This window comes from Dactylosporangium sp. NPDC050588 (assembly GCF_040654975.1).
Classification (GTDB): Bacteria; Actinomycetota; Actinomycetes; order Mycobacteriales; family Micromonosporaceae; genus Dactylosporangium; species Dactylosporangium maewongense.
Genome location: NZ_JBFAJA010000090.1, coordinates 39,870 through 58,819, shown reverse-complemented (window position 1 = coordinate 58,819; position 18,950 = coordinate 39,870). Strand labels below are relative to the sequence as shown.

Sequence of the window (18,950 nt, the reverse complement as noted above, 5' to 3'; positions counted from 1 at the left end):
TCCTGCAGGCGGCGGGGCACCCGGACGTCCCAGCCCTTGTCACGGAAGTGGCGCTTGAGCTCGCCGACGATCATCGGGATGGCGTAGCTGGTGAACGCGGCGCCGCGCTCCGGGTCGAACCCGTCGACCGACTTGATCAGCCCGAGGTTGGCGACCTGGGCGAGGTCGTCGAACTGCTCGCCGCGGTTGCGGAAGCGCCGGGCGAGGTACTCGGCGAGGGGGATGTACAGCTCGATGAGGCGAGCCCGGACGCGGTCGCGGTCGGTGCCGGCGGGCAGGTCGCCCAGCAGCGACAGCAACGCCTTGGCCTGGGCGTCGGTCTCCCTGGTCCGGTGCGAACCGGCGCTCGTGGCCGCGTCGGCGGCCGGGACGGAGTCGACGTCGTGGAGGTCGGCGGTGCGAGTGGCGTCAGTGTGCAGGTCAGTGCTCACGGCAGGGTCAGCCTTTCGGTGCAATGACCGGTCCGTCCTGTAGGACGTCGTTTAAGGCAACGCCGAGCAGGGCATCCCCAGCTTGAGGGCGCACGAGGCTCGAGACCGGTCAGAAGATCGCTCACAGCGCCCGTGTCTTGAGCGCCGGCGGTAAGACCGAGAACCGTCACGGCACCGGGTGGACCGCCGCTGTCTGGACGGGCCCGGTCGGTGACCCGCCCCGCACGCTGCTCGCGCAACATGTGGCAGGCCGCCGGAGGTGACGACTCACCCACCGTACAACAAATTGCCGCATGACAACAGTCGCACCCCCGGACCGGCGTGTCAGCCCCTACTGGTCCTCTAGCAGGGCATTCATCGCCGCAGGGTCACCTGGCAGGCCAAACGACCGCAGCAGCCCCGACACGTCGCCGGACCTCCGCCCGCCCATCTGCCACGCGGCGGGCGCCTCCGCCAGCGCCTTCACCAGTCTGTGCCGCGGCCCGGCCGCGCCGGACCCGGGACCGTCCGGGAACACGAGCCGCAGCGCGGTGCCGAGCACCGGCAGGGTCTCCACGCCGGTGACCGTCCCGAGCCGGGCCAGCAGCGCGTCCAGGGCGGCGTCACCGGCGGCGAGCGCGGGCAGGGACAGCGCCGCGTAGCCGGCCAGGTCACCGCCGAGGAACGGGATGCCGGCCCGGGTGGTGCTCGCGCCCCCGGCCCAGCGCAGCAGCTCCCGCGTGGCCTCGTCGCCGGCCCCGGCGCCCCGGACCCGGGCGAGGGCGACCGCCGCCGCCCAGCGGATCTCCGCCCTGGTGTCGCGCAGCGCCGCCGGCACGACGGTGCCGAGCAGCCCGAGCGACACGACCGCGGTGGCGGCGACGGACCGGGACGGGTCGGCGACCGCCGCGGTGAGCACCGCGACGCTCGCGGTGTCGTCCTCGGGGAACCAGCCGAGCGTGAACGCCGCGGCCGCCCGCAACGCGGCGTCACCGTGCGCGTCGCCGCCGATGACGAGTTCCCGCAGCACGGGCAGGCCGGCGCGCACGGCATCGTAGGCGGCCAGCTCCACGTGCGCCGCCATGGCCGACCGCTGGTCCTCGCCGAGAGCCTCCCAGTAGTCCAGGCGGCTCTCCCCCTCGAAGTCCTCGTCCTCGTCGTCCTCGGCCGGCGGTGGCGCGGCACGCAGCAGCTCGGCGCCGCCCACGGCCGCGGCCCGCAGCCCGGCGACCGGGAACCCGTCCGGCAGCCACGCCCCGTGGTGCCCGACGGCGATCGACGCGACCAGCTCCACGACCGCGGTCCGGTCCGGGGTCGCCGGGTCCGCCAGCAGCTCCAGCAGGAACGGGACCGCCGGGGCGCTCGCCTCGTACCGGGTCCCCTGGTGGCAGATCCCGCCGTAGAGCCCTGACAGCGCCCCGCGCCGGTCCCCGGCGGCGCCGGAGCGCAGCGCCCGCAGGTGACCGGGCACGTCGGCGGCCGGGCCGTACGCGTGCTCCAGCGAGGCCCAGTCGATCCCGTCGAGTCCGTCCAGCACGGTCGCCGAACCTACCCCATTAAGGTGGATGGATGACCGGTCTCGGCGACGTCGACGCCAGCGTTCCCAATGTGGCCCGCATGTACGACTACTACCTCGGCGGGTATCACAACTTCGCCGCCGACCGCGAGGCCGCGGAGCAGATCCTCGCGATCTTCCCGGACACGCCCGCGGCGGCCAGGACCAACCGGCGGTTCCTGCAGCGGGCGGTGCGGCACCTGGACCGGGCCGGCGTGCGGCAGTTCCTCGACATCGGCACGGGGCTGCCGACGCAGGGCAACGTGCACGAGATGACCGACGGCCGGGTCGTCTACGTCGACAACGACCCCGTGGCCGTCGCCCAGGCACGGTCCCTTGTGGACGGTCTGGACCGTGTGTCGGTGGCGTGCCGGGACCTGCGGGACCCGGAGGCGCTGCTCGCCGACCCCGACGTCGCCGGGCACCTCGACCTCGGCGAGCCGGTCGCGATCCTGATGGTGTCGATCCTGCACTTCGTGCCCGACGAGGCCGACCCGGGCGGCATCATCGCCCGGCTGCGCGACGCCACGGTCCCCGGCAGTCACCTCGTCGTCTCGCACCTCACCCTGGACGGGGTCCCGGCCGCGCCCGCCGCCGCCGGCCAGCAGGTGTACCGGCGGTCCAGCGCGCCGATCGTCCCCCGTACCAGGGCGCAGATCGCCGCCCTGTTCGACGGCTACGACCTGCTCGACCCGGGGCTGGTGTGGCTCGGCGACTGGCGCCCCGACGACGGCGAGGAGCAGGTCTCCCACGGTTACGGCGCCGTGGGCGTGCGGCCGGCCCGCTGACAGCAAGGCGTGGGCGTGCGGCCGGCCCGCTGACAGCAAGGCGTGGGCGTGCGGCCGGCCCGCTGACGGCAGGGCGTGGGCGGGCGGCCGATTCGGAGCTGACGAACGGGCGGATGGGTCGCTGACAGCTAGCCGACACCGACCCATCCATCGACCCGGGTGAAGGCGAAGTCCTCTCGTGCGGCGGTCACAGGACCGCTCCAGACGCGAGGGGACCACGCAGATGACCACTCCAACCCGGGCAGGCCGCCGGTGGCGCGCCACCGCGGCCGCGCTCGTGGCGGCCGGTGTGGCGTTCGCCGGCCTCGGGCCCGGCACGTCGTCGGCCTCGAGCCACCGGGAGGCGCCGCTCGTCGCCGCCGACCCTGCCGTCGACAACACCGACCTGTACGCGTTCGTCAGCCCCGAACGGGCCGGGTACGTCACCTTCATCGCCAACTGGCAGCCGTTCTCGGCACCGGACGGCGGCCCGAACTTCTTCCCCTTCGCCACCGACGCCGTCTACAACATCAACGTCGACAGCGACGGCGACGCGAAGGCCGACGCGGTGTTCCGCTGGACGTTCCAGAACATCGACCGCCGCGGCGGCGACACGTTCCTCTACGCCAACGGTCCCGTCACGTCGATCGACGACGAGAACCTGCTCTTCCGCCAGACGTACACGCTGGAGTCCTCGTTCCACGGCGAGCCCTTCAAGACGCGGGTCACCGGCGCGCCGGTCGCGCCGTCCCGGGTCGGCAAGGCCACGATGCCCGACTACGCGAAGCTGCGCGGCGAGGCCGACAAGCGGCTCCCCGGCGGCTGGAACGTCTACGCAGGCCAGGCCGACGACCCGTTCTTCCTCGACCTGCGGGTGTTCGACCTGCTGTACGGCGGCGACCTGAGCGAGGTCGGGCAGGACACCCTCGCCGGCTACAACGTCAACACGATCGCGCTGCAGGTGCCGTTCTCCGACGTGGCGCTCAAGGGCGACGTGAAGCGCAACCCGGTCATCGGGATCTGGACGACCACCGAGCGGGCCAAGACCCGCGTCACCGGGCAGTCCGGCCCTGTCACCGGCGAGAAGGTGCAGGTGTCCCGGCTGGGCAACCCGCTGGTCAACGAGGTCGTCGTGCCGGCGTCGCTGAAGGACGCGTTCAACTCGATCAGCCCCGACCAGGACGCCGGCATCCCCGCCGTCGTCGCCCGGGTCACCGACCCCGAGCTGCCGAAGCTCATCGAGGGCATCTACAAGGTGCCGGCGCCCGCGGCACCCCGCAACGACCTCGTCGAGATCTTCCTGACCGGCATCACAACCAAGGCCGGCGGGCCGATCAAGGCCGACCTCAACTCGCAGCTCAACAACGCCGACGTCGTCGCGGCCGACTTCCGGCCGGCGGAGATGCTGCGGCTCAACCTCGGCGTGCCGGTCGCCGCGCAGCCCAACCGGCTCGGCGTGCTCGCCGGCGATCTCCAGGGCTTCCCGAACGGCCGGCGGCTCACCGACGACGTCGTCGACATCGCCGTGCAGGCGGTCGAGGGCGCGGCGCTGACCGGCAAGCTCGTCGACGCCCTGGCCACCGGCGACAAGGTGGACGCGAACGACAACGCGTTCGGTGCGCAGTTCCCGTACGTGGCGCTGCCGAACACCTCGGCGCCGTCCTCGGTGCGGCCCTCCGCCGCCGCCGCGTCCGCGTCCGCGACCGTCGCGGCACAGCCGGCCACCACACCGTCGGCGTTCGAGTCGGGCACCGGCATGACGGCCGTCGCGGTCAGCACGTCGGCGATCGCGGCCGGCCTCGGCACCCTGCTCTTCGTCGGCTGGTGGCGGCGGCGCCGCGGGTCCGTCCAGCCCTGACCCGTTCCACGGGGGCGCGCTTCGTGCGCGCGGCGCGCCCCCTTCATCTCCCGGGAGGAGGAGTCATGCGGGTTCGCATGGTGTTGGGTGTCGTACTGGCCGCGACGCTGCTGCTGGGCCTCGGCGCGCTGATCGGGCGGCGCCCGTCGCCGGCCTTCGTCGAGCCCGACCGTCCACAGTCGACAGGCCGGCTCGCCGCGGCGATCGCGGCGCACCAGGAGCGGCTGCGCGAGGTGCCGGGCGACTGGACCGCGTGGGCCGCGCTCGGCGAGGCGTACCTGGAGCAGGCCCGGGTCAGCGCCGACCCCGCCTACTACCCGAAGGCCGAGGGCGCGCTGCGCAGGTCCCTCGAGGTCCGCCCCGACGGCAACGCGGACGCGCTCACCGGGCTCGGCGCGCTCGCCAACGCCCGCCACGACTTCGCCGGCGCGCGCGAGCTCGCCGACCGGGCCCTCGCCGTCAACGCGTGGTCCGACACCGCCTACGGCGTCCTCGCCGACGCCGAGACCCAGCTCGGGCACCCCGACGCCGCGACCGCCGCCGTCCAGCGGATGCTCGACCTGCGGCCGGGGCTCGGCTCGTACACCCGCGGGTCGTACGACCTCGAACAGCACGGCAAGCGGACCGAGGCCGTCGCGCTCATGCGGCTCGCCCTCGCCGCCGCCACGGAGCCGGCCGACGTGGCGTTCTGCCACCAGCACCTCGCCGGCCTGGCATGGGCGGCGGGCGACCTGGCCACCGCCGCCCGGCACGTGTCCCTGGGCCTCGCCGCCGACACCGGTGCCGTCGGACTCTGGCAGCTCAAGGCCAAGCTCGACGCGGCCGCCGGCGACCTGACCGCGGCGCTGGACGACCTCGCCAAGGTGGTCGCGCGCACGCCGACCGTCGACGCGCTGCTCGACCAGGCGCGCATGCTGCGGGCCGCCGGGCGCGACCCCGGGCCGTCGCTCGCCCTCGCCCGGGCCGCGCACTCGCTCTTCACCGCCAACGGCGGCACCGACGACCTCGGCGCGGCGTCGCTCGCCCTCGCCACCGGCGACGCCGTGACCGCCGCGAGGCTCGCGGTCGCCGAGTGGGACCGCCGCCAGTTCGGCGAGGTCGCCGACATGGTCGCGTGGACCCTGATGGCCGCCGGCGACCCCGTCGCCGCGCTGCCGTTCGCCCGCCGGGCCAACGCGCTCGGGCAGGTCGACGCGACCCTCGCCTACCACTACGGCATGGTCGCCTCCGCCGCCGGCGACCGGGAGACCGCCCGGGTGCAGCTGCGGCTGGCGCTCGCGCTCAACCCGCACTTCTCCCCCGTCGACGCGCCGATCGCGGTGCGGACCCTCGCCACCCTGGAGTCCTGATGGTGCTTCGTCGCGCACTGGTCCTGCTGTGCCTGGCCGTGGGCGGGCCGCTGCTGTGGCCCGGCACCGCGCAGGCGCACCCGCTGGGCAACTTCTCCGTCAACCAGCTGGGCGCGCTGACCTTCCACCCCGACCGGGTCACGGTCGACTACGTGGCCGACCTCGCCGAGCTCCCCACGTTGCAGTCGGTCCCCTCGTGTACGACGGTGGCGCCGCTCTTCCGGGTCACCGTCGACGGACGCCCGGTCGGCTGGACGGTCGACCGGTCCTCCTTCACCTACTCCGACGGTGCTGCCGGGCTGCGCACCAGCCGCCTGGAATGCACGTTCTCGGGGGCCTTCGCGGTCTCCGGCCCGTCCACTGTGGACGTCGTCAACGACTTCGCCGCCGACCGCGTCGGGTGGCGCGAGCTGACCGCCGTCGCGGCCGGGGTGCACATCGTCGACTCGCCGCTGCCGACGGTGTCGGCTTCCGCGGGGCTGCGGTCGTACCCCGCCGACCTGCTCAGCTCTCCGCCGGCGGTACACCGGGCGACACTGCGACTCGAACCCGGCGGCAGCACGGGCCCGGCCGCGCAGGCTCCCCCTGGACCGTTGTCGTCGCCGGTCCTGCCCGGCTGGGCCGGGACCGCGGAGCTGAAGCTGCGCGGATGGGTGGCCTCGCGGTCGCTGACGCCGTGGGTCGGGGTGCTGGCGGTGCTGCTCGCGCTGGCCCTCGGCGCCGCGCACGCCGCGCTGCCGGGGCACGGGAAGACGGTGATGGCCGCGTACCTCGCGGGCCGCGCGGGCCGCCCGCGGGACGCGCTCACCGTCGGCGCCACGGTCACCCTGACCCACACCGGCGGCGTGCTGCTGCTGGGGCTGCTCCTGACCACCGCGGCGGGGCTGGCCGGGGAGACGGTGCTGGGCTGGCTCGGCGTGACGAGCGGCGTGCTGGTCGCCACGATCGGCCTGACCATGCTCCTGTCCCGCCGCGCCTCCTCCCATGACCACTCCCACTCCCACGGCGCTGATTCCCACTCCCACGGCTCGGGCTCGCACACCCACGGCCATGACCACAACCATGCGCACGACCACGGTCATCCGCACCGGTTGGCGCTGGTCGGCATGGGCGTCGCCGGCGGCCTGGTGCCGAGCCCTTCCGCCCTCGTCGTCCTCCTCGGCGCCGTCGCCCTCGGCAGGACGTGGTTCGGTGTGCTGCTCGTGCTCGCGTACGGCTTCGGCATGGCCGCCACCCTCACCGCCGCCGGCCTGCTGCTCATCAAGATCCGCGACCGCTGGCCCGCCCGCCTGCGGATCAGCGACCGCCTGACCCGGCTCGCCCCCACTGGCACCGCGGCCCTGGTGCTGCTCGTCGGCTCCGCCCTGGCGGTCCGCTCCCTCGTCACCCTCTGACCACACCGGCCGGATTCGACGCCCGGCAGTCCGCTGTCGGCGAACAGGTTTGGGGTGCGCTCGGGGGGCGGTGCGGCGGTATGGTCATGGTGGGTAGAGCGCCTGCCTGAGCCCGACACGGCCGCCCACGCCTGCCGTGACCCGAGGCCAAGAGTCTCAGACTCAGCGCGGTGGTGCAGGCTGCCCGGCGGAGGTCCCGCCGTCCGATCGGTGTGAGCGTGGGTCGACGCCGGAGGTCGCCATGCCAGACGAAGAGGACCAGCACCAGCCAGCCCCTGACTCCGCCCAGGACGCCACCACTCCCGCCCCTGACCGCCACGACGCCCCCCACCACCTACAGGACGGCGGGCATCCCAGCAGCGGGCATCCCAGCAGCGGGCAGCAGGACGGCGGGCAACAGCGGAGCGGCGGAGAGCCGGACCGGCAGCAGCAGGACCGGCAGCAGCAGGACGGGACCGGGCGGGCGCGGCGGGATCGGAAGCGGCGGCGGGCGATCAGGGCGCATGCGGCCCAGACGGGTGTCGCATATTCGGTGGCCGCGCGGCAGCTCGCGGGGTTCGGCGTCGGCCCGGGTGAGACCCTGGCCAGCCTCGGCAGGACGGTGTATCCGGCCGGCCTGCCCGGCAGGTGGACCGTCATCGCCCGGGAGCGACGCCCCGCCGCCGTGAAGCTCCACGACGCGCGGCGGGCGGCACGCCTCGCGGGTGGGCGGGCGGCGCACCTGGTGGAGCGGTTCCCACCCGGGGAGAGCCACGCGGGCCCCTGCTACGCCGGCGACGGCCTCGAGGACCTGCTCGCCATGCTCTACCTGGTGGTGGTCCGGGAGGCCCCGGGCCTCGTGCCCGCCGCCCTGGACCTGGCATGGACCGCCGAGCTCGGCGAGGAGACCGCCGTCGACATGGAGTGCGCCGAGGTGGACCGCGCCGCCCGCCTCGTCCTCGACGACGGGATCGCGGGCCTGTGGGCCAGGGTCGAGGACGCCCTCCGGTCAGGCCAGGCCAACCCCAGCCCCGCCATCCGCCACGACGCCGACCGGCTGTCACTGGTGTGCCGCATGTTCACGATGCCGGTCGAGGGCCCGGACGGCGAGCCGTATGTCCTCCGCGCCCCCTGGACCGGCGCCGCCCAGATCCTCGACGCCCTCCTCGTCATCGCCGACGACGGCCACGCCCCCGGCACCAGGGTCCGCCTCACCCACCCGGCGACCACGGGTCCCGCCGCGGGCACGACCACCCCCGCCCCACCGGCCCCGGGCACGACCACCCAGGCCCGGCCACGAACACCTGAGGTCACCCAGGTTCGACAGCCAGCAGGCACGGCCGATCAAGGCCGGCCGGAAGCACGTGGGACCGCCCAGGGCCCACCGGCAGCAGGCCCGCCGCAGCCGGGCCCGCCCGCATCGGGCACGATCATCGGAGCACGCTGGACCGCCGCAGGACCACCACGCGGCTACGAGATCCGTCTCGACGGCGACCCCGCCACCCACACGATGCGCCCCGAGGACCTGATCGTCCTGCCACGCCAGGAATCCACCGCCACCGCCCTCCAGGTCTGACCGCCCCAGCACAGGAGGCCCACCCGACAGCCTCCCAGGCATCCCAGGCAGCACGGCGGCCCGGCACCAGCACGACGGCCCACACCGCCGGGGCGGTTGGCACGACCAGCAACCGCTCAGGATGACGACGCGGGCCGGTGGTCCGCTGCGTGCGTCCGGAGCCGGTCCGGACCCGATCCCCGACAGGTCGTTCATCCCGAAGTCCCTGGCGACCCGGATCCGCACCCGTCCTGATCGGCGGCCCGAGTTGGTGGGGCGACGGGGTGCCGGCGGTCGGTTATGGTGGAGGGGGCAGCGCGCCTGCCCGTGCCGCGCATCGACGGAGCCCACGCCTCCGGCGGCGGTCAAGAGGCCCTGACTCAGCGCATCCGAAGGGATGCGGCTGCGTGGGCCCGCCGAATGCCGTGAAGGCGAAGGGCGTGATCGTCGATGTTCGAGCGGTTCACCGACCGGGCCAAACGTGCCGTGGTGCTGGCGCAGGAGGAAGCCCGGGTTCTCAATCACCATGCCATCGGGACCGAGCATCTGCTGCTCGGGCTCATCCAGGAGGGCGACGGCGTCGCGGCGCGGAGCGTCGAGGCGCTCGGGGTGTCGCTCGAGGACGTGCGGCGGCAGGTCGAGGAGCTGATCGGCCTGGGTGGGCAGGCGCCGGGCGGGCACGTGCCGTTCACGCCGCGGGCGAAGAAGGTCCTGGAGCTGGCGTTGCGGGAGGCGCTGCAGCTCGGGCACAACTTCATCGGGCCCGAGCACCTGCTGCTGGGTCTGGTCCGGGAGGGTGAGGGCGTCGCGGCCCAGGTGCTCGTCCGGCTGGGCGCCGACCTCAACCGGCTGCGGGCGCAGGTCATCCAGCTGCTGGCCGGGCACCCGTCCAGCACGAAGGCGCCGGAGAGCGCGCCGCCGGTGACGGTGCTCGACCAGTTCGGCGTCAACCTGACCGCCGCGGCCCGCGACGGGCAGCTCGACCCGGTCATCGGGCGGGACGCCGAGGTGGAGCGGGTCATCCGGGTCCTGTCGCGGCGCCGGAAGAACAGTCCGGTGCTGACCGGGCCGCCCGGCGTCGGCAAGACCGCCGTCGTCGAGGGGCTGGCCCAGCGGATCGTCGCCGGTGACGTGCCGGCCTCGCTCAAGGGCCGGCAGCTGTACACGCTCGACCTGGGGGCGCTGGTCGCCGGCTCCCGGTACCGCGGCGACTTCGAGGAGCGGCTGAAGAAGGTCACCAGGGAGGTCCGCACCAGGGGCGACATCATCCTGTTCATCGACGAGATCCACAACCTGGTCGGCGCGGGCGCGGCCGAGGGTGCCATCGACGCCGCGTCGCTGCTCAAGCCGTTGCTGGCGCGCGGGGAGCTGCGGACGATCGGGGCGACCACCGACGAGGAGTACCGGAGGTTCATCGCCAAGGACGGCGCGCTGGACCGGCGGTTCCACCCGGTGGCGGTGCCGGAGCCGACCGCCGAGGACACCGTGCTGATCCTGCGCGGCCTGCGCGACCGTTACGCGGAGCACCACGGCGTCACGTACACCGACGCGGCGCTGCGGGCGGCGGCGATGCTCGCCGACCGGTACATCACCGACCGCCGCCTGCCGGACAAGGCGATCGACCTGATCGACGAGGCCGGGGCCGCGCACAAGACCGAGGCCAGCGGCGCGAACACGACCGAGGCCAGGGGCGCGAACAAGACCGAGGCCGGGGCCGCGAACAAGGCCGGAGCGCCGGAAGTGCCGCAGGTCGACGCGGACGAGATCGCGGCCGTGGTGGCGGCGTGGACCGGCATCCCGGTGCAGCGGCTCACCGAGCAGGAGAGCGCCAGGCTGCTGCGGATGGAGCAGACGCTGCACGAGGAGCTCGTCGGCCAGGAGGCGGCGGTCGCCGCCGTGTCGCGGGCGATCCGCCGGACCAGGGCGGGCCTGCAGGACCCGCGCCGGCCCGCCGGGTCGTTCATCTTCGCCGGCCCGTCCGGTGTCGGGAAGTCGTCGCTGGCCAAGGCCCTCGCGGGGTTCCTGTTCGGCGCCTGCGACGCGCTGATCCAGCTGGACATGTCGGAGTTCCACGACCGGGCGACGGTGGCGCGGCTGGTCGGCGCGCCGCCCGGCTACGTCGGCTACGACGACGGCGGGCAGCTCACCGAGCAGGTCCGGCGGCGGCCGTTCTCGGTCGTGCTGTTCGACGAGGTGGAGAAGGCGCACCCGGACGTGTTCCACACGCTGCTGCAGATCCTGGAGGACGGCCGGCTCACCGACGGCCAGGGTCGCGTCGTCGACTTCAAGCACACGGTGCTCATCCTCACGACCAACCTGGGCACCCGCGACCTGACCCGGCCGGCCGGCTTCCACGACGGGCCGCTGCCCATGTACGACAGGGTCGGCGACGAGCTGCGCAAGCACTTCCGGCCGGAGTTCCTGAACCGCATCGACGAGACCGTCGTCTTCCATCCGCTGGGTCCCGCGGAGGTCGAAGGCATCGTCGACCGGCTCGTGCTGGACGTGGCGGCGCGGCTCGCCCTCCAGGACATCGGGCTGGCGGTGACGCCGCGGGCCCGCGCGCACCTGGCGGCCCGCGGCCACGACCCGGTGCTCGGCGCCCGGCCGCTGCGGCGCACCGTGCAGCGGGCGGTCGAGGACCCGCTGTCGGAGCGGATCCTGCTCGGCGCGCTGCGCCCCGGCGACACGGTCACGATCGACCACGGTGAGGACGGTCTCACGTTCGTCACTTCCCGGGAGCTTGAGCGAATGCTTAAATAGCCCCGACGGCTTGAGCGAGTGCTCAACTGAATGGGGTGCGTGGTGGCGGACACGAAGGAGCGCCTGGTCGACGGGGCGATCAAGGTCCTCGGCAGCGACGGCCTCGCGGGCGCGTCGGCGCGGACGATCGCCGCGGCGGCCGGCGTCAACCAGGCGCTCGTCTTCTACCACTTCGGGACCGTCGACCAGCTGCTCTCGGTCGCCTGCCGGCAGGCGACCGAGAGCCGGGTCGCGCTCTACCGGGAGCGGTTCGCGGCCGTGTCGAGCATCGGCGAGCTCCTCGACGTCGGCCGGCAGCTGCAGCAGGTCGAGCGGGCCGAGGGCAACGTCGCGATCCTCGCGCAGATGCTCGCCGGCGCCCAGACCGACGAGCGCCTCGCACCGGCCGTCGCCGCCTGCCTGAAGCTGTGGATCGCTGAGATCGAGCCGGTGCTGCGCCGGGTCACCGACGCCTCCCCCGTCGCCGACCTCGTCGACGTGCCGGGGCTGGCCAGGGTGGTCGCGTCGACGTTCATCGGCCTGGAGCTCCTCACCGGCGTCGACCCGGACGGGGCGGCCACCGCCGTCGCCGCGCTGGAGCGCCTGGGCGTCCTCGTCGAGGTCGTCGACGGCCTCGGCCCCGTCGCCCGCCGCGCCCTGCAGGCGAAGCTCCGCAAGGCCGCCCGGTGAAGGCGAAGCACGCCGCGCGGGCCGCGGTGGCGGCGGTGTGGCTGTATGAGGGCCTGTGGTGCAAGCTCCTGCACGGCGATCCCGACCAGGAGAAGATCGTCGCGGCGGCGCCGCTGCTCGGGCCCGCCGCCCTGACGGGGATCGGCCTCGCGGAGGTCGCCCTCGCGGCCTGGGTCCTCACCGGACGGTGGCCGCGGGCCGCGGCGGCGACGCAGACGGTGCTGCTGGTCGCGTTCAACGCCGGCGGCCTGCTCTTCGCCCGGGACCACATCACCGACGCCGGCCGGATGCTCACCGCGAACGCCGCGCTCCTCGCCCTCGCCTGGCTCCTCGCGGCACCGGAGACCGCAGATGCGTAACCCGTGGCAGCGGGGCCGGCTCACCGTCGGCAGGCGCCCCCAGGTGATGTTCGGTCGCATGTACGAGGACCCCGCCGCCGAGCTGAGCGTGTTCCCACCGGCGGGGCGGGTCCTCGCCATCGCCTCCGCCGGCGACACCGCGGCTGCCCTCGCCCGGGCCGGGCACCGGGTCACGGCCGTCGACATCAGCGCCACCCAGCTGGCCTACGCGCGGGCCAGGCTCGCCGGCGGCCCCACGGTCACCGGCACCGCCGAGCGCCTCCAGGCCGTCGCCCGCCGCGCCGCGGGCCTGGTCGTCCCCGGCTGGCGGCCCGCCGCGATGGCGGAGTTCCTGCGCCTGGCCGACCTCGAGGCGCAGCGCGCGCACTGGCGGGAGCGACTGGACCGGCCCGCGCTCAGGGCGCTGATGCGCCTCGCGTTCGCCTCCGCCGGCCTCGTCCGGCGGGACCTGTGGCGCGCCCTGCCACCCCGGATGGACCGGGTCCTGCGCCGCCGCCTCGAGCAGGGCCTGACCGGCCACCCGAACGCCACCAACCCGTGGGCCTGGCGCCTCCTGCTAGGCCGCGAGTGCCCCGCCGCACCACCAGAACCGGCGGCCGGCGACATCGAGGGCGGCATCGAGTGGGTGCACGCCGACGTCGTCGAGCACCTCCGGTCGGTGCCGCCCGGCTGGTACGACGCCGCCACCCTCTCCAACGTCCTCGACGGCCCGCCGCCGGCGTTCGCCGCCGAGCTCGCCGCGGCGCTGCGGCACGGGGTCCGGCCCGGTGGCCCGGCCGTGCTGCGGACGTTCCGCGACACGCCCCCGCTGCCCGGCGACCCGCTGCCCGACCGGTCCCTGCTCTGGGGCGCCGTCGTCCGCCTCCACCCCCGCACCGCCGGAGCATGACCATGCTGCGGGCCCTGCGACGGCACCCCCTGCCGATGCGCACCCGCTTCGGGCACTCGCTCGTCCTCACGTACGCGCTGCCGGCCCCGGTCCTGGCGCCGCTGCTGCCGCCCGGCCTGACCCTCGACACGTACGAGGGCCCGCACGGCAGCCACGGCTTCGTCGCGATCGGCATCGTGTCCACACAGGGACTGCGGCCGGCGCCGTTGCCCGCGGCGCTCGGCATCGACGCCGTGCTCACCGGCTACCGGATCTTCACCAGGTTCCCGACGCCGGCCGGGAGGACCATGCGCGGCCTGTACATCCTGCGCAGCGACACGAGCCGGCCCGCCCTCGCCCGCGCCGGGAACCTGCTCACCCGGTACCGCTACCACGTCGGCACGGTCGGGCTCACCGTCGACGGCGACCTGCTCACCGCCACGGTCGACAGCCGGGACGGCGGCGCCGACCTCACCGTCACCGCCGACCTCGCCCCCGCACGGGACGGGACGCCCGCGCCGCTGCCGGCGGGCTCCCCGTTCGCCGACGCGGCCGCCGCCCGCAGGTTCGCCGGGCCGCTGCCGTACACCTTCGACGCCGAGGACGGCGGGATCGTCGTGGTGAAGGCGCGCCGCACCGCCTGGACGCCGGTGCCGGTCGCGGTCCGCGTCACCCGGTGCACGTTCCTGGAGCGCGGCCCGTTCGCAGGGACGGCGCCGGTCCTGGCGCAGGCGTTCCACGTCGCCGGGCTCGACTACGGCTGGCACCGCGGGGTCCGCCGCGCCCTCGACGGGAGCGTCCGGTGATCCACATGGTCCGCTACAACTGGCCGAAGTACCTGGTCGCGGCGGTGCTGCTGGTCGCCGCCGCCACGCTGCCGTGGCCGTGGCGGCTCCTGGCGGTGCCGGGCGCGGCCGGGGTCGCGGTGAGCCTCGCCGCCACCTGGTGGGTGTATGACCGCAGCCGCCTGTACGAGTGGCGCTGGGCGCTGGACCTGGTGCCGCCGCCGCGACGGTACGCGGTGATCAGCACCGGCCTGGACGAGATCAGCCCCGCGCTGCGCGGCCTGCTGCCGGACGCCGAGCCGACGGTGCTCGACTGCTTCGACCCGGTGATCATGACCGAGGGCTCGGTCCGGCGGGCCAGGCGGCTGCACCCGCCGCCGGCCGGCGCGGTCCCGGCCGGGGTGACCGCGCTGCCGGTGGCCGACGGCGGACAGGACGCCGTGTTCCTCGCGTTCGCGGCGCACGAGCTGCGGGTCCCGGCGCAGCGGGCGGCGCTGTTCGCCGAGGTCGCCCGCGCCCTGCGCCCCGGCGGGCACCTGGTGCTCGTCGAGCACTGCCGCGGCGCGGCGACCGTCGCCGCGTACGGGCCGGGCGCCTGGCACTTCTACCCGCGCCGGGAGTGGCTCGGGCTGGCCCGCGGCGCCCGGCTCACCCTCGCGGGCGAGACGACGATGACGCCCCTGGTGCGGGCGCTGGTGTTCCGGCGGTGACCGCCATCGACATGACGGCCTTGGCCGCCATCGACGCGACGGCGGTGACGGCCGTCGAGGTGCAGCTGCGGCTGGTCGGGGCGGTCCTCGTCGCCCTCGGCGTCGCGCACGTGGCGCTGCCCCGCGTCCTGGCGTGGCGGCCGCAGTTCGCGGCGCTGCACCCGCTGACCCGGCACGTGCTGTACACCCACACCTTCTTCATCGGGGTGATGTGCGTGCTGCTCGGTCTCGCCCCGCTGCTGCTCGCCGCCGACCTCCTGCGGCCCGGGCGGGTCCCGGCGGCCGTGCTCGGCGCCGAGTGCGTGTTCTGGGGGCTGCGGTGGGCGGCGCAGTTCGTCGCCTTCCCGCCCGGGACCTGGCGCGGGTCGCGGCTGCACCGGGCCGGGTACGCCGGGTTCACCGTACTGTGGACATGGATCGTGGCCGTGTTCGCAGCGGCATTGTTCACACGCTAGGACCTCGGCGCGGGGCCGCCGGGTGGGTGGCGTGGTACAACGACGCGGTGACGGCAACGACGCTGTTCCAGCGCACCAGTGGACCCCCCGGCGCGCCGGTCCTGCTGCTCGGCGGCTCGCTCGGCAGCAACCTCGACATGTGGCGCCCCCAGCTGCCCGCCCTCGCGGACCTGCGGGTGGTGCGCTTCGACCATCGCGGGCACGGCGCCTCGCCCGCCCCGCCGGGGCCGTACCGGATCGAGGACCTGGGCCGTGACGTCCTGGCCCTGCTCGACCGGCTCGGCATCGCCAGGGCGTCCTACTGCGGGCTCTCGCTCGGCGGGATGGTCGGCATGTGGCTCGCCGCCAACGCGCCCGAGCGGATCGAGCGGCTCGTGCTGATCTGCACGGCCGCGCACCTGCCGCCCGCGGACGGCTGGGCGGTGCGCGCGGAGCAGGTCCGCACCGTGGGCATGGGCAGCATCGCCGACGCGGTCCTCGGCCGCTGGTTCACGCCCAGGTTCCGGGCGGCGCTGCCGGCGAAGGTCGCGCCCTACCGGGCGATGATCGCGGCGTGCCCGGCGGAGGGGTACGCCGGCTGCTGCGAGGCGATCGGCGCCATGGACCTGCGCGACGACCTGCCGCGGATCACCGCGCCGACGCTGGTCATCGCCGGCGCCGACGACCCGGCGACGCCGCCGGAGCACGGCGAGCGCATCCACGCCGGAATCGCCGGCAGCCGCCTGGTGGTGCTGCCCGGCGCGGCCCACCTGGCCAACGTGGAGCAGGCCGACGCGATCGCCCAGCTCATCAGGGACCACGTCGGTGGGTGACTACGAGACTCACGTGACCGTCGACTTCGACCCACGCCTCGCGGCGTGGGCGGCGGCCGCCGGCCTCAAGTACACGAGGATCCGGCTCGACCGGGGCGGCCACGCCGACCAGCCGATGCTGACCGGCCGTGGCCGCGGCGACCTGGCGGGGCAGCGCGCGGCGGCCGGCGCCCTGGTGGAGCGGCTGCGCGGGGACGGGTTCACGGTGCGCCGGGTCAAGATCGAGGCTCCGCCCTGGCACCCGGTGGTGCCGGCGGGCTACTTCGAGCACCACGTGAAGCTGGTCCTGACCGCCGCGGACATCGACGCGGCACGGTCGGTGGCCGTGCGGCACGGCGCCCACCTGTCCCGCAACGCGCGCCGGAGCCGCGACGACGGCCGGCACGAGCGGTTCGTGACCCAGCGCTGCCACGACGTGGACCGCGACGGGGCCCGGCGGCGCCTCGACGCGCTGCTGGCCGAGCTGCCGTTCGAGCCGGTCGAGGTCGAGGAGGAGTACGTGCTGGTCGACGACAACCCGGAGCTGGACGCCGGATGGATCCAGTGACCGCGCACCGGGACGTGCTCGACCACGTCCTCGCCGTCGTCGCCGCCGACCCCGCCGGCGAGTCGCTGGTCCTGCGGGGCAGCATGACGATGCCGGCCTGGGTCGGCGCCCGGGCCCGCCCGCCCGGCGACCTCGACTGGGTCGTCCGCCCCGTGCAGGTCACTGGCCTGGACAGCCGCCACCCGCACCCGTGGGTGGACCGGATCGACCCGGTGCAGTACTGGCCCGAGGCGACGCAGGGCGCCGGCCGGGCGCAGCCGTCGGCGTTCCTGGACGAAGACACCGGCGGGGTGCGGGCGCTGCTGCCGCCGGACGGGCTGCGCTGGATGCACGCGGAGGAGATCGACCCCGACGACCAGCCGCACCTGAAGGTGATGGAGGCGCTCGAGCGGCACCCGCGGACGCCGGGCGGCGCGGTCCTGGACATCGCGAACGCCGCACCCGACCAGGACTGGGACTACGCCGGCTACCGCCTCGACTACGGCGGCTCGGCCGGCGCCCGCGTCCACGTCCCGTGGCGGTCCGGCGACGAGGAAGGCACCGTCCAGCTGGACTTCGCCTACGACGAGACGCTGCCGGAGCCGCCCGTGCTGACCGTCGTGCCCTGCGGCGCGGGCCGGCCGCCGACGGCGGTGTGGACGGCGAGCCGGGCGCTGTCGCTGCTGTGGAAGCTGCAGTGGCTCGCCGAGGACCTGACCCGGGAGGGCGCCGCCCTCGGCAAGGACGTCTACGACGCCGTCCTGCTCGGCGAGCTCGACGGCGTCACGCTCTCACCCCGGCTGCGCCGCCTGCTGCCCGCCCTCGACCCGGCCGCGGTCCGCGCGATGGCCGTCGACTGGACCAGCTGGCCCGTCCACGACCCGGAGAGCTGGCTGGACCGCCTCGCGTGGGCGGTCCAGCACCACGTGGCGGGCTACGACACGGACCGGTAGACGTCCAGGGTCTGCTGGGCGATCGCCGCCCAGGAGAAGTGGTCCAGGGCGCGCTGCCGTCCGGCACGGCCGAGCTCGGCGGCCCGGGCCGGCTCCTCCAGCAGCTCGTTCATCGCGTCGGCGAGGTCCGCGACGAAGCGGTCCTCGTCCAGCGGCGTGCCGGACCCGTCGGTGACCTGCTCGATCGGCACGAGCAGGCCGGTCTCGCGGTCCGCGACGACCTCGGGGATGCCGCCGGTGGCGGTCGCGACGACCGCGGTCTGGCAGGCCATCGCCTCGAGGTTGACGATACCCATCGGCTCGTAGATCGACGGGCAGACGAACAGCGTGGCGTGGGTGAGCACCTGGATGACCTCCCGCTTCGGCAGCATCTCCTGCACCCAGACGACGCCGGAGCGGGTGGCGCGCAGCTCGTCGGCGAGCGCGGTCACCTCCGCCGCGATCTCCGGCGTGTCGGGGGCGCCGGCGAGCAGCACCAGCTGCACGTCGGCGGGGAGCCGCCGGGCCGCCCGCAGCAGGTAGGGCAGGCCCTTCTGCCGGGTGATCCGGCCGACGTACACGACGCTGGGCCGCTGCGGGTCGATGCCGAGCCGGGTGACGACGTCCAGGCCGGGGTCCGGCGCGTACTGCTCGGTGTCGATGCCGTTGTAGATGACGTGGACCCGGTCGGGGTCGACCCTCGGGTAGGCCCGGAGCACGTCGGCCTTCATCCCGGCGGACACGGCGATCACGGCGTCGGCGGCCTCGACCGCGGTGCGCTCACACCAGGAGGAGAGCGCGTAGCCGCCGCCGAGCTGGTCGGCCTTCCACGGGCGCAGCGGCTCGAGGCTGTGGCTGGTGATGACGTGCGGGACGCCGTGCAGCAGCTTGGCGGTGTGCCCGGCGAAGTTGGCGTACCAGGTGTGGCTGTGCACCAGGTCGGTGCCCGCCGCGCCGGCGGCCATCTCCAGGTCCACCCCCATGGTCCGCAGGGCGGCGTTCGCCCCCTGCAGCCCGGGCGGGTCCGGGTAGCCGACGACGCCCGCTTCCGAGCGGGGCGCGCCGAAGCAGTGCACGCGCACGTCCAGCGGCAGCCGGCGCAGTTCCCGCGCCAGGTACTCCAGATGAACGCCGGCACCACCGTAAACGTCCGGGGGGTACTCTCGAGTCAGTAGGTCTACGCGCACGTTGGAAAGACTAATTG

General features: G+C 74.8%; 18 protein-coding genes. 15 read left to right on the top strand and 3 right to left on the bottom strand.

Annotated elements, in window-relative coordinates; genetic code table 11:
- Positions 1-431 (bottom strand): sigma-70 family RNA polymerase sigma factor (locus AB0I21_RS45890; RefSeq protein WP_360570501.1); only part of this gene is annotated, 431 nt, incomplete at its 3' end.
- A gap of 331 nt (positions 432-762) precedes the next feature.
- Positions 763-1,947 carry a hypothetical protein gene (locus tag AB0I21_RS45885; RefSeq protein WP_360570499.1) on the bottom strand — a complete coding sequence of 395 codons (1,185 nt, stop codon included), beginning with the start codon at positions 1,945-1,947 and terminating at the stop codon, positions 763-765.
- A 32-nt stretch (positions 1,948-1,979) separates the two neighbouring features.
- On the opposite strand from AB0I21_RS45885, the gene AB0I21_RS45880 reads away from it, so the two are divergent.
- The 15 genes from AB0I21_RS45880 (at position 1,980) to AB0I21_RS45810 (ending at position 17,767) form a co-directional block, all read left to right on the top strand.
- The gene (locus AB0I21_RS45880) at positions 1,980-2,753 is read left to right on the top strand and encodes an SAM-dependent methyltransferase (protein WP_360570497.1); all 774 of its coding nucleotides are present in this window, start codon (positions 1,980-1,982) and stop codon (positions 2,751-2,753) included.
- 223 nt (positions 2,754-2,976) lie between these two features.
- Entirely contained in the window at positions 2,977-4,590 is a 1,614-nt protein-coding gene (locus AB0I21_RS45875) for a DUF4331 domain-containing protein (protein ID WP_360570496.1), read from the top strand.
- 65 nt (positions 4,591-4,655) lie between these two features.
- Positions 4,656-5,939 (top strand): hypothetical protein, encoded by a 1,284-nt coding sequence (locus AB0I21_RS45870; RefSeq protein ID WP_360570494.1) that lies wholly within the window; start codon positions 4,656-4,658, stop codon positions 5,937-5,939.
- Positions 5,939-7,333 carry a hypothetical protein gene (locus AB0I21_RS45865; RefSeq protein WP_360570492.1) on the top strand — a complete coding sequence of 465 codons (1,395 nt, stop codon included), beginning with the start codon at positions 5,939-5,941 and terminating at the stop codon, positions 7,331-7,333. The genes AB0I21_RS45870 and AB0I21_RS45865 overlap by 1 nt, the downstream gene beginning before the upstream one ends.
- 241 nt (positions 7,334-7,574) lie before the next feature.
- Positions 7,575-8,888: a hypothetical protein gene (locus AB0I21_RS45860; RefSeq protein ID WP_360570490.1), complete on the top strand. Its 1,314-nt coding sequence runs from the start codon at positions 7,575-7,577 to the stop codon at positions 8,886-8,888.
- Between the two features lie 429 nt (positions 8,889-9,317).
- On the top strand, positions 9,318-11,630 hold the full coding sequence (locus AB0I21_RS45855) for an ATP-dependent Clp protease ATP-binding subunit (RefSeq protein ID WP_360570488.1): 2,313 nt from the start codon (positions 9,318-9,320) through the stop codon (positions 11,628-11,630).
- 42 nt (positions 11,631-11,672) lie between these two features.
- The gene (locus tag AB0I21_RS45850; RefSeq protein WP_360570486.1) at positions 11,673-12,299 is read left to right on the top strand and encodes a TetR family transcriptional regulator; all 627 of its coding nucleotides are present in this window, start codon (positions 11,673-11,675) and stop codon (positions 12,297-12,299) included.
- Complete coding sequence (locus AB0I21_RS45845) at positions 12,296-12,658, top strand: DoxX-like family protein (RefSeq protein WP_360570484.1); 363 nt, start codon at positions 12,296-12,298, stop codon at positions 12,656-12,658. The genes AB0I21_RS45850 and AB0I21_RS45845 overlap by 4 nt, the downstream gene beginning before the upstream one ends.
- Positions 12,651-13,547: a methyltransferase domain-containing protein gene (locus tag AB0I21_RS45840; protein WP_360570482.1), complete on the top strand. Its 897-nt coding sequence runs from the start codon at positions 12,651-12,653 to the stop codon at positions 13,545-13,547. The genes AB0I21_RS45845 and AB0I21_RS45840 overlap by 8 nt, the downstream gene beginning before the upstream one ends.
- A complete protein-coding gene (locus AB0I21_RS45835) occupies positions 13,544-14,332 on the top strand; it encodes a DUF2071 domain-containing protein (protein ID WP_360570480.1) in 789 nt (262 codons plus the stop codon). The genes AB0I21_RS45840 and AB0I21_RS45835 overlap by 4 nt, the downstream gene beginning before the upstream one ends.
- 5 nt (positions 14,333-14,337) lie before the next feature.
- Entirely contained in the window at positions 14,338-15,021 is a 684-nt protein-coding gene (locus tag AB0I21_RS45830; protein WP_360570505.1) for a class I SAM-dependent methyltransferase, read from the top strand.
- Complete coding sequence (locus AB0I21_RS45825; protein ID WP_360570478.1) at positions 15,018-15,476, top strand: hypothetical protein; 459 nt, start codon at positions 15,018-15,020, stop codon at positions 15,474-15,476. The genes AB0I21_RS45830 and AB0I21_RS45825 overlap by 4 nt, the downstream gene beginning before the upstream one ends.
- Before the next feature lie 47 nt (positions 15,477-15,523).
- Positions 15,524-16,288, top strand: coding sequence for a 3-oxoadipate enol-lactonase (pcaD, locus tag AB0I21_RS45820; RefSeq protein ID WP_360570476.1), 765 nt, complete (start codon positions 15,524-15,526; stop codon positions 16,286-16,288).
- Positions 16,281-16,835, top strand: coding sequence for a hypothetical protein (locus AB0I21_RS45815; RefSeq protein ID WP_360570474.1), 555 nt, complete (start codon positions 16,281-16,283; stop codon positions 16,833-16,835). The genes pcaD and AB0I21_RS45815 overlap by 8 nt, the downstream gene beginning before the upstream one ends.
- Entirely contained in the window at positions 16,823-17,767 is a 945-nt protein-coding gene (locus AB0I21_RS45810; RefSeq protein WP_360570472.1) for a nucleotidyl transferase AbiEii/AbiGii toxin family protein, read from the top strand. The genes AB0I21_RS45815 and AB0I21_RS45810 overlap by 13 nt, the downstream gene beginning before the upstream one ends.
- On the opposite strand, the gene glgA is transcribed toward AB0I21_RS45810, so the two are convergent.
- Positions 17,749-18,933 carry a glycogen synthase gene (glgA, locus tag AB0I21_RS45805; RefSeq protein WP_360570470.1) on the bottom strand — a complete coding sequence of 395 codons (1,185 nt, stop codon included), beginning with the start codon at positions 18,931-18,933 and terminating at the stop codon, positions 17,749-17,751. The genes AB0I21_RS45810 and glgA overlap by 19 nt on opposite strands.
- Positions 18,934-18,950 lie beyond the last annotated feature (17 nt).

Excerpts from the sequence above, each read along its gene's own strand:
- AB0I21_RS45880 (WP_360570497.1), top strand. The coding sequence starts at position 1,980 with ATGACCGGTCTCGGCGACGTCGACGCCAGCGTTCCCAATGTGGCCCGC.
- AB0I21_RS45875 (WP_360570496.1), top strand. The coding sequence starts at position 2,977 with ATGACCACTCCAACCCGGGCAGGCCGCCGGTGGCGCGCCACCGCGGCC.
- AB0I21_RS45870 (WP_360570494.1), top strand. The coding sequence starts at position 4,656 with ATGCGGGTTCGCATGGTGTTGGGTGTCGTACTGGCCGCGACGCTGCTG.
- AB0I21_RS45865 (WP_360570492.1), top strand. The coding sequence starts at position 5,939 with ATGGTGCTTCGTCGCGCACTGGTCCTGCTGTGCCTGGCCGTGGGCGGG.
- AB0I21_RS45860 (WP_360570490.1), top strand. The coding sequence starts at position 7,575 with ATGCCAGACGAAGAGGACCAGCACCAGCCAGCCCCTGACTCCGCCCAG.
- AB0I21_RS45855 (WP_360570488.1), top strand. The coding sequence starts at position 9,318 with ATGTTCGAGCGGTTCACCGACCGGGCCAAACGTGCCGTGGTGCTGGCG.
- AB0I21_RS45840 (WP_360570482.1), top strand. The coding sequence starts at position 12,651 with ATGCGTAACCCGTGGCAGCGGGGCCGGCTCACCGTCGGCAGGCGCCCC.
- AB0I21_RS45835 (WP_360570480.1), top strand. The coding sequence starts at position 13,544 with ATGACCATGCTGCGGGCCCTGCGACGGCACCCCCTGCCGATGCGCACC.
- AB0I21_RS45830 (WP_360570505.1), top strand. The coding sequence starts at position 14,338 with ATGGTCCGCTACAACTGGCCGAAGTACCTGGTCGCGGCGGTGCTGCTG.
- AB0I21_RS45810 (WP_360570472.1), top strand. The coding sequence starts at position 16,823 with ATGGATCCAGTGACCGCGCACCGGGACGTGCTCGACCACGTCCTCGCC.